The sequence below is a fragment of the Pseudomonas sp. PDM25 genome, from assembly GCF_019219045.1.
Taxonomy (GTDB): domain Bacteria; phylum Pseudomonadota; class Gammaproteobacteria; order Pseudomonadales; family Pseudomonadaceae; genus Aquipseudomonas.
Genome location: NZ_JAHUWL010000027.1, coordinates 23,871 through 33,714 on the forward strand (window position 1 = coordinate 23,871; position 9,844 = coordinate 33,714).

A 9,844-nucleotide genomic window follows, 5' to 3' on the forward strand; every position below is an offset into this window, starting at 1 on the left:
GTGGGAGTGAGCCTGCTCGCGATAGCGGTGGATCAGTCACTTCAACGTTGACTGACCTATCGCTATCGCGAGCAGGCTCACTCCCACATTGATTTGTGGTGTTTGGGAGATGTAAAAAAGCCCCGGCGATTGCTCGTCGGGGCTTGTGCATAACAACGCAGAATCAGTGGCCGCCGAGATAGGCGTTACGCACTTCCTCGTTGACCAGCAGCTCCTTGCCGGTGCCCGTGAGGCGGATCTCGCCGTTGACCATCACGTACGCCCGGTCCGACAGTTTGAGGGCGTGGTTGGCGTTCTGCTCCACCAGGAAGATGGTCATGCCGGTTTTGGCCAGCTCCCGCAGGGTTGCGAAGATCTGTTTCACCACAATTGGCGCCAGACCCAGGCTCGGCTCGTCAAGCAACAACAGTTTCGGCCGGCTCATCAACGCACGTGCGATAGCGAGCATTTGCTGCTCGCCGCCGGACATGGTCATCGCCCTCTGGGTGCGCCGCTCTTCGAGTCGCGGGAACAACTCGAACATGCGTTGCATGTCTTCCTTGGCGTACTTGTCACCGATAGGAATGGTGCCCATCAGCAGGTTTTCCTCGACGGTCATGTCAGGGAACACCCGCCGGCCTTCCGGCGATTGAGCGATGCCGTTGGACGCGATGTAGTGGGACGACTTGTGGGTGATATCCACACCCTGATAGATGATCTGCCCGTCCGCCGCCCGCGGCTGACCGAAAATCGACATCAGCAGGGTCGATTTGCCGGCGCCGTTGGAGCCGATCAGGCTGACCGTTTCCCCCTCATTGATGTGCAGCGAGACATTCTTCAGAGCCTGGATTGGCCCGTAAAACACATCCAGATCCTTCAGTTCGAGGATGGGTTGGCTCATAGCACCACTTCCTCTTCATCGGCGCCCAGGTAGGCCGCAATCACTTTCGGATCGTTACGAATCGCATCAGGCCCGCCCTCGGCGATGACGATGCCGTGGTCCAGCACCACGATGTGGTCGGAAATGCTCATTACCATGCCCATGTCGTGTTCGATCAGCACCACGGTCAGATCGTGCTCGTCGCGCAGCAGCCGGATCATCGCGCTCAGCGCTTCGGTTTCCTGAGGGTTGAGGCCGGCGGCCGGTTCGTCGAGGCAGATGATCTGCGGCCGGGTGCACATGGCCCGGGCGATTTCCAGACGGCGTTGCTGACCGTAGGACAGCTCACCGGCCAGACGGTTGGCGCAGTCCACCAGGTCCACCACTTCCAGCCAGTAGAACGCGTGGTCCAGTGCATCGCTTTCGGCTTTGCGATAACCCTTGGTGTTGAGGATGCCGGCCAGCATGTTGCGGTTGACCCACATGTGTTGGGCCACCAGCAGGTTTTCCAGCACCGACATTTCCTTGAACAGGCGAATGTTCTGGAAGGTCCGCGCCAGGCCCGCACGGTTCACCAGATGAGTGCCGCCGAACATCTTGTAGTGGAGCCGGCTGATGAAGTTTTTCGGCGATACAAAATCAGTCGCCTTGAACGGTTCACCCAGCATTTTGATGACATCGGTCCGCTCGCCACGCACGTTGAGTTCGATCTTGCCGCCCGAGGCCTTGTAGAACCCGGTCAGGCAGTTGAACACGGTGGTTTTGCCGGCGCCATTGGGGCCGATCAGGGCGAAGATCGAGTTGCGCTTGACCTTCAGGCTGACATCGTTCAACGCCTTGATGCCGCCGAAGTGCATCATCAGCTTCTCGACCGAGAGTACGACTTCGCTCATGGCGCTACTCCTTTACGCGGGGTCACACCGGTACGGCTGATCCGAATCAGGCCGCGCGGTCGCCAGATCATCATCAACACCATCAGGACGCCGAACAGCAGCACGCGGTATTCCGCGAACCCCCGCAGCAGTTCCGGGGCGACGGTCAGCACGAAGGCCGCAATCACCACGCCGATGGTCGAGCCCATGCCGCCGAGTACCACGATGGCGAGGATCAATGCCGATTCGAAGAAGGTGAACGAGGTCGGGTTGACGAAACCTTGATAGGTGGCGAAGAACACACCCGCCAGACCGGCCGTCGATGCACCGATGGTGAACGCCGAGAGCTTGACCAAAACATGGTTCAGGCCCATGGAACGGCAAGCGATTTCATCTTCACGCAAGGCTTCCCAGGCGCGACCGACCGGCATGCGAGTCAGGCGGTGCTTGATGTACAGCACGGCCAATACCACCAGGAACAACACCGCATAGATGAAGTAGTACTTCACATCCGGGTTGTAGGCGATGCCAAAGAACTCATGGAAAGGTACGCCGCCGTCCTTTGCTCTTTTGCCGAACTCGAGGCCGAAGAACGTCGGCAACGGGGCCGGCATACCATTTGGGCCGCCAGTCAGCGACAGCCAGTTGTTGAGAATCAGACGGATGATTTCACCGAATCCCAGGGTCACGATCGCCAGGTAGTCACCGTGCAGGCGCAGCACCGGGAAACCGAGGATGCAACCGGCAAGGCCCGCAGTGATCGCCGCCAGCGGCAGCACCGTCCAGAAGCCCAGCCCCAGATATTGATATCCGAGCGCCAAACCGTAGGCACCGATGGCGTAGAACGCCACGTAACCCAGGTCGAGCAGACCGGCCAGACCGACCACAATGTTCAACCCCAGGCCCAGCAACACGTAGATCAGTCCGAGGATGACCACGCCCAGCAAGTAGGAGTTGGAGAAAAACGGGAACACCACGGCGATGACAATCACCAGCGGCACGATCCAGCGCAGGCGGGTTTTGTAATCGGGTGGCAGTACATGAACCCCGGAGCCGGTGCTTTCAAAGCCTTCGAGGATTTTCAGGCCCTTGGGGGATTGCAGGAACAGGCTCAGGGCAAAGCGGCCGGCCATGACAATCGCAACGATCCAGGCCACGCGCGTCGGCTGCAGGTTGAAGCCGTAGCCGTCAAGGACAATGCCGACAATCGGGCCGAACACAATCAGGGCGACAAGGCCGGCAAGAATCGCGTCAACCAGGCTTCTTTTGACATCAATGGTTTTTTTAGTGGTTGAAGACATCGCTTACACCTTCGACACAAGAGGACGGCCGAGCAGGCCTTGGGGCCGAAAGACCAGAACGAGAACGAGCAGCGAGAAGCTGAAAACGTCTTTGTAGTCCGAGTTCACCAGACCTGAGAACAGCGACTCGGAGATCCCGAGAATGATCCCGCCGAGCATGGCGCCAGGCAGCGAGCCAATCCCGCCGAGTACCGCAGCGGTGAACGCCTTGATGCCGATGACGAAGCCTGCGTAGAAGTCGAACGTGCCGTAGTTCATGGTGATCAACACGCCGGCCAGGGCCGCCATTGCTGCACCGATGATGAACACATAGGAAATCACTCGATCGGTGTTGATCCCTAGAATCGAGGCCATCTTGCGGTCTTGCTGGGTCGCGCGGCACATGCGGCCGAGCTTGGTGTACTTGATGACGTAGGTCAGCAGGCCCATCCCGACAAACGCGGCGACCAGAATGAAGATCTTGGTGTAGGTGAGTTGTACGAAGCCGCTCCCGACTTCAACTCGCCATGCACCGGTCAGCAGTGTAGGTACGCCTTGTTGACGGGCGCCCTGGGCGATCTGTGCATAGTTTTGCAGGATCAGCGAAATACCGATGGCGCTGATCAGCGGTGCCAGTCGTGTGGAGTTGCGCAACGGTTTGTAGGCGACGCGCTCGATGACCCAGCCATACACCGCCGTGACGATGATGGTGAAGACCAGGGTGCCGAGCATCAGCAGAGGGAAGGATTCAATACCGAAGTAAGCCAGCAGAGCCAGACTGATTGCCGCGAGGTAAGCGGAAATCATGTAAACCTCGCCGTGGGCGAAGTTGATCATGCCGATGATGCCATAGACCATTGTGTAGCCGATGGCGATCAGGCCATAGACCGACCCGAGGGTCAGGCCGTTGACCAGTTGCTGCAGGAAAATACCATCCATAACGCAATCTCACGCATTTGAGAGACTGCACAGAAGCGGGTTGCAACGGACCGGGGTTCAGCCGCCGGCGCAACACGGTTGTGTGCAGCTCTACGAGAAAAGACAGGTACTGCACGGACATGTTGATTGATCTGCCCGGTGCACCAGGCCCCGGGCAGATCAGCAGTTCATATCACTTCTGTTTTTCCAGCTGGTGGTATTTGCCGTCCTTGTCCCACTGGTAAACCACGTAGTCGGAGACTTTCAGGTCGCCTTTGCTGTCCCAGGTCTTCTCGCCCATGACGGTTTTGACTGGGTTCTTCTTCAGCCACGCGGCAGCGTCTTCGCCCTTGTTGGACTTGGCGCCGTTGAAAGCTGCAGCCAGGGTTTGAACCGAAGCGTAGGCGTACAAGGTGTAGCCTTCAGGCTCGGTGCCTTTTTTGCGGAACTCGTCCACTACCGTCTTGCTGTCCGGCAGCAGGCGCGGGTCGGCGCCGAAGGTCATGTACACGCCGTCAACGTTTTGCGGGCCACCGGCGGTGGTCACCAGCTCGTCGGTCACGATGCCGTCATCGGACATGAACTTGACGTCTTTGAGGCCTTGTTCACGCAGTTGGCGAACCAGTGGACCGGCTTCCGGGTGCAAGCCGCCGAAGTAGACCACGTCGGCACCGGCCGCACGGATCTTGGTCACCACGGCGCTGAAGTCTTTCTCGCCGCGGGTCAGGCCTTCGTACAACACTGGCGTTACGCCGCGCTTGACCAGTTGTGCCTTGGTGGCGTCCGCCAGACCTTGGCCGTAGGTGTCTTTGTCGTGCAGCACCACGACTTTCTTGCCTTTGAGCACGTCGACGATGTAGTCGCCGGCCACGATGCCTTGCTGGTCGTCACGACCGCACATACGGAACATGGCGCTCAGGCCGCGCTCGGTAACTTGTGGGTTGGTGGAGCCTGGAGTGATCGCGATGATGCCCGCTTCGTCGTAGATCTCCGAAGCCGGGATGGTCGAGGAGGAGCAGAAGTGACCGACTACGCCAGCGACTTTCTGGTTGGTCAGGTCCTTGGCGACCGTCACAGCCTGTTTCGGTTCGCAGGCGTCATCGCCTTTGACCAGTACGATTTTTTCCCCGTTTACGCCGCCCGCTGCGTTGACCGCATCGGCCGCAGCCTGTGCACCCTTCATGTACTGCTCGCCAAATGCCGCGTTGGCGCCTGTCATAGGTCCCGCCACACCGATTTTCACATCAGCCTGTGCAAACGCAGAAACACCCAACGCAGTTGCCACTGCGAGGGCCAAAAAGCCTTTTTTGTAAAACGTCTGGGACATGAGGTGGTGCTCCAAGGTTTTTTTTTAGTTGGCACTGCGACTTCCTGAATGCTCAGAGCAAGGGCCGTGCCATCGGTTTTTTATTCTGAAAAAAGTCGCTGCTTTATTGTTATTTCGACTGTTTCGATCCCATTTTCATTGGGCGTGCAACCGTCTAAACCGCGGAAGGTGAAACCATTTATTTTTAAAGGCGCAACCCGAGCGCGCCATCATTGCAACCGCGGCGCCAAACGACGTGCAACCAGCCTGTAACAACGTGCGTCACCGAAGTGCACACTGCTGGTGCGCAACTGCTACAACCCGCACCTTTTACAGGCTAGCCGCTGCGCGAAAAAGCGCCGCTTTCAGCAACAAATTTCAACAATCAAATAACGATCCGCAGGCACTGGCCTGCGTGATACAGCGAGAATCCGGCCTCGTACAGACAGCTGCGCAATCCCACACCCGCCAATGGCTGCATGGGCGCAAAGGGAATCGGCAGCGCTTGAGGATTACCGTTACACAGATAATCGGCAAAGGCTTTACCGACCACCGTGCCAGTCGTGACGCCCCGGCCGTTGTAACCGGTGACTGCCACTAAACCGGGCGCTGGCTCGAACAAACGCATCAAATGATCGGGGGTGAAGGCGATGCAACCGGTCCAGGTGCACTCCCATTCCACCGGTTTGAGATAAGGAAAATAGTGCTGCTGAACCCGGTCGGCCCAGGCTTTGAGAAACCAGGTCGGTTTCTGATTGCCATTACCGAGACTGCCGAGCAGCAGACGGCCGTCCTTATCGCGACGAATACTGCTGAGGACCTGGCGGGTGTCCCAGGAACCCTGGCCACCCGGGAGAATTTGCTGCGCAGCCTCTTCGGTCAGCGGGACCGACGCCACTTGATAGTAATAACCGGGGAAGAAGTTACGCCGCAATTGCGTCCAGTCACCTTCGGTGTAGGCGTTGGAGGCAATCACCACTTGCTCGGCAAGCACCGAACCCTGAGCGGTTTGTACCGACCAGCGCTGGCCCTGACGTTCGAGTCGGGTCACCGGGGAATGATCGAACAACTGACCGCCCAGACCGATGGCCGCTTTGGCCAGCCCCGTCGTATAAGCCATTGGATTGATCGTGCCGGCACGTCGATCGAGCAGCGCAGCGGCGATCTTTTTGGTGCCTGTTGCTTGTTCGCAGGCTTGACCGGTCAGCAGTTCCACCGGCGCGCCACGACGTTTCCATTGTTCTTCACGACTGCGCAAATCCGCTTCGCCACGGGCGTTGTGCGCCATGTGCAGCGTGCCTTCGCGACGCAGCTGGCAGTCGATGTTGTACTTATCCACAAGGCTGAATACCAGGGACGGTGCCGCACCGAGCATGCGATTGAGCTGACTGCCGACCGCCTCGCCGAAACCGGCTTCGATCTCGTCCGGTGGAATCCACATCCCGGCATTGACCAGCCCGACGTTGCGCCCCGATCCGCCATGACCGGCGCGATGGGCTTCCAGTACACAGACGCTTTTGCCTTTTTCCAGCAGATGCACCGCCGCCGACAGACCGGTAAAACCGGCGCCGATGACGCAGACATCGACCGTCACTTCGCCCTTGAGCGCCGTGTTGTCAGGCCTTTGCGGCGTCAGTTTTTCCCACAGACACTCTTCGCGTAACGGCATTGCCAGACTCCAACAAAAACCTAACAGATACACAGTTCAAGTGTGGGAGCGGGCTTGCTCGCGAAGGCGGCGGCACATCCAACATTAATGTGACTGACAGACCGATTTCGCGAGCAAGCCCGCTCCCACAGGGGATCACTGTTCGACTCGAGATTTAGTCGAAGGTAATGCCCTGAGCCAACGGCAATTCCAGCGAATAGTTCACGGTGTTGGTCTGACGGCGCATGTAGCCGCGCCATGCATCGGAACCGGATTCACGACCGCCGCCCGTTTCTTTCTCGCCGCCAAACGCCCCGCCGATTTCCGCACCGCTCGGGCCGATGTTGACGTTGGCGATGCCGCAGTCGCTGCCTACCGCCGACATGAACTGCTCGGCTTCACGCACGTCAGTGGTGAAGATGCACGACGACAGGCCTTGTGGCACGGCGTTGTTCAGGCGCAGCGCTTCATCGAAGTCCTTGTAACCGACCACGTACAGAATCGGCGCGAAGGTTTCGTGGCAAACCACATCGCTCTGCTCCGGCATTTCAACGATGGCCGGCGAGACGTAATAAGCGTTAGGGAATTTGTCTTCCAGTTGGCGCTTGCCGCCGAACACCCGGCCGCCTTCGCTCAAGGCCTGCTCAAGCGCGTCCTGCATGTTTTCGAAGCTGTGTTTGTCGATCAGTGGACCGATCAGATTGCCTTCCAGAGGGTTGCCGATACGCACTTTGGAGTACGCGGCTTTCAGGCGGGTGACGATTTCTTCTTTCACCGATTCATGGGCAATCAGGCGACGCAACGTGGTGCAACGCTGACCGGCAGTGCCGACGGCGCTGAACAGGATGGCTCGTACGGCCATGTCCAGGTCGGCGCTTGGGCCGAGGATCATTGCGTTGTTGCCGCCCAACTCCAGAATGCTGCGAGCGAAACGTGCGGCGATTTTCGGCGCCACTTCACGGCCCATACGGGTGCTGCCGGTGGCGCTGATCAGCGCGACACGAGGGTCATCGACCAGGGCTTCGCCGGCATCGCGACCGCCGATAATCACCTGACTCAGGTGCGGCGGCGCGTCGCTGAAGTTCTTCAGTACGCGGTCGAACAGTGCCTGGCAGGCCAGTGCGGTCAGTGGAGTTTTCTCCGACGGTTTCCAGATCACCGGGTTGCCGCAGACCAGCGCCAGCGCGGTGTTCCAGGCCCAGACTGCGACCGGGAAGTTGAATGCGCTGATGACGCCAACGACGCCCAGCGGGTGCCAGGTTTCGCGCATGTGGTGGCCAGGACGCTCGGAAGCGATGGTCAAACCGTACAGCTGACGGGACAGGCCGACGGCGAAATCGCAGATGTCGATCATTTCCTGAACTTCACCCAGACCTTCCTGAGTGATCTTGCCGGCTTCCCAGGACACCAACTCGCCGAGGTCGGCCTTGTACTCGCGCAGGATATCGCCCAGTTGGCGGACCAGTTCGCCACGGCGCGGGGCCGGGACCTTGCGCCACAATTCGAACGCATGATCTGCACGACTGATGTGCTGCTCGACTTCAGCGGCGCCTTCCCAGTTCACGGCGGCGATCTGGCTGCCATCGATCGGCGAATGCACCGGCACTTTGCCGTTCTGGTACAGGGCCGGGTTCACACCAAGACGATCAAGCAATGCGGCAACCATGGGTCACTCCTCAAGCAAAAAACAGAAAACGTGCAGCCGGATTGATTCGGCTGGTGAGGCCTGTAGTTTTAGCGCTCCCGACGTTACCCAACAAACGACCTTTAAGAGAGATATCATTCCGTTTATTCATGCTGCGAATTGCTGGTAAGAAAGAAACAAGAAAAAGGACAACCCATGCTGAATAAACGCTACTTGCCGTCGATCACCGCGCTGCAGTGTTTTGAGGCCGTCACCCGGCATTTGAGCTTCACCCGGGCGGCTGAAGAGCTGAACCTGACCCAGAGCGCTGTGAGCAAACAGGTCGCGCAACTCGAAGAATTGCTGCAGCACCTGTTGTTCCGCCGGGTGCGCCGACGCCTGCAAATGACCCCGGCCGGCGACTTGTACCTGGTGGAGGTAAGAAAAATCCTCACACAGGTTGAGATGTCGACCCACTACCTGCGCTCCTACGGCGGTGAAACCGAAGTCCTGCGCGTCTCGACGCCTCCGACCTTCGGTGCGCGCTGGCTGGTGCCACGTCTGAAAGGCTGGCGTCTGCGCCATCCCTCGATCCACCTGGACCTGTGCAGCGAACAGGAAGCCGACGATCTGTTGCAAGGTCGCAGCGACCTGGCGTTTTATTTCGGCCAGGGCTCACGACCCGGCACTGAATGCCTGAAGCTGTTCGGCGAAGAACTGGTGCCGGTCTGCGCACCGGGCAGCCTGCCGGACACGCCGTTCACCGATCCTACGCAACTCACCGACCTGGTCCTGCTGCAAAACGCCTCCCGGCCCCAGGCCTGGCACGACTGGTTCGACAGTCAGGGCTACCACACCGAACACAGCTACCACGGCCCGCGTTTCGAAACCTTTTATATGTGCATCCGCGCAGCCCAGGTCGGCTGCGGTGTGGCGCTGTTGCCGCGTTTTTTGGTGGAAGAGGAATTGGCCGACGGCAAACTGGTCATACCCTGGCAGCACGCGATGCCCAGCACCGACGCCTATTACCTGGCGTATCCGGAGCACTCGGCGGAAGTGCCGAAGGTGCGCGATTTTGTGAAGTGGATGCTGGAGCAGATTGATAGCCCGGAGACAGCACAAATTTAGGGTTACACCACAATACCTGTGGGAGCGAGCCTGCTCGCGAAGACGGCGGCACATTCAACATAGATGTGACTGAAAGACCGCTTTCGCGAGCAGGCTCGCTTGTATGGTAGGACTTGAAGGGAGGAGGAGGGACAAGGCTCGATTCCGACTGTTGACGCAGTACAGACCGTGGGAGATTTCGCCCCTCCTCCTTTCACCCAAGCGCCGAT

8 protein-coding genes are annotated in these 9,844 nt (G+C 59.0%); 1 reads left to right on the forward strand and 7 read right to left on the reverse strand.

Going from position 1 to position 9,844, the window contains the following annotated elements; all coding sequences use genetic code 11:
- Window positions 1-163 precede the first annotated feature (163 nt).
- The 7 genes from KW848_RS30295 to KW848_RS30325 all read right to left on the reverse strand — a co-directional run bounded on the left by KW848_RS30295 (window position 164) and on the right by KW848_RS30325 (window position 8,549).
- On the reverse strand, window positions 164-880 hold the full coding sequence (locus KW848_RS30295) for an ABC transporter ATP-binding protein (RefSeq protein ID WP_008153378.1): 717 nt from the start codon (window positions 878-880) through the stop codon (window positions 164-166).
- Window positions 877-1,752 (reverse strand): ABC transporter ATP-binding protein, encoded by an 876-nt coding sequence (locus KW848_RS30300; RefSeq protein ID WP_111449239.1) that lies wholly within the window; start codon window positions 1,750-1,752, stop codon window positions 877-879. Before KW848_RS30300 ends, KW848_RS30295 begins: the two co-directional genes overlap by 4 nt.
- A complete protein-coding gene (livM, locus tag KW848_RS30305; RefSeq protein ID WP_111449240.1) occupies window positions 1,749-3,032 on the reverse strand; it encodes a high-affinity branched-chain amino acid ABC transporter permease LivM in 1,284 nt (427 codons plus the stop codon). The genes KW848_RS30300 and livM overlap by 4 nt, the downstream gene beginning before the upstream one ends.
- Before the next feature lie 3 nt (window positions 3,033-3,035).
- On the reverse strand, window positions 3,036-3,950 hold the full coding sequence (locus tag KW848_RS30310; protein WP_111449241.1) for a branched-chain amino acid ABC transporter permease LivH: 915 nt from the start codon (window positions 3,948-3,950) through the stop codon (window positions 3,036-3,038).
- A 172-nt stretch (window positions 3,951-4,122) separates the two neighbouring features.
- Entirely contained in the window at window positions 4,123-5,256 is a 1,134-nt protein-coding gene (locus tag KW848_RS30315) for a branched-chain amino acid ABC transporter substrate-binding protein (protein WP_111449242.1), read from the reverse strand.
- Window positions 5,257-5,620: 364 nt separating this feature from the next.
- Window positions 5,621-6,904 carry an FAD-binding oxidoreductase gene (locus KW848_RS30320; RefSeq protein WP_111449243.1) on the reverse strand — a complete coding sequence of 428 codons (1,284 nt, stop codon included), beginning with the start codon at window positions 6,902-6,904 and terminating at the stop codon, window positions 5,621-5,623.
- Between the two features lie 154 nt (window positions 6,905-7,058).
- On the reverse strand, window positions 7,059-8,549 hold the full coding sequence (locus KW848_RS30325; RefSeq protein ID WP_008153370.1) for an aldehyde dehydrogenase family protein: 1,491 nt from the start codon (window positions 8,547-8,549) through the stop codon (window positions 7,059-7,061).
- 174 nt (window positions 8,550-8,723) lie between these two features.
- Between KW848_RS30325 and KW848_RS30330 the strand changes: the two genes are divergently transcribed.
- A complete protein-coding gene (locus tag KW848_RS30330; RefSeq protein ID WP_074873261.1) occupies window positions 8,724-9,635 on the forward strand; it encodes a LysR family transcriptional regulator in 912 nt (303 codons plus the stop codon).
- Window positions 9,636-9,844: the final 209 nt, after the last annotated feature.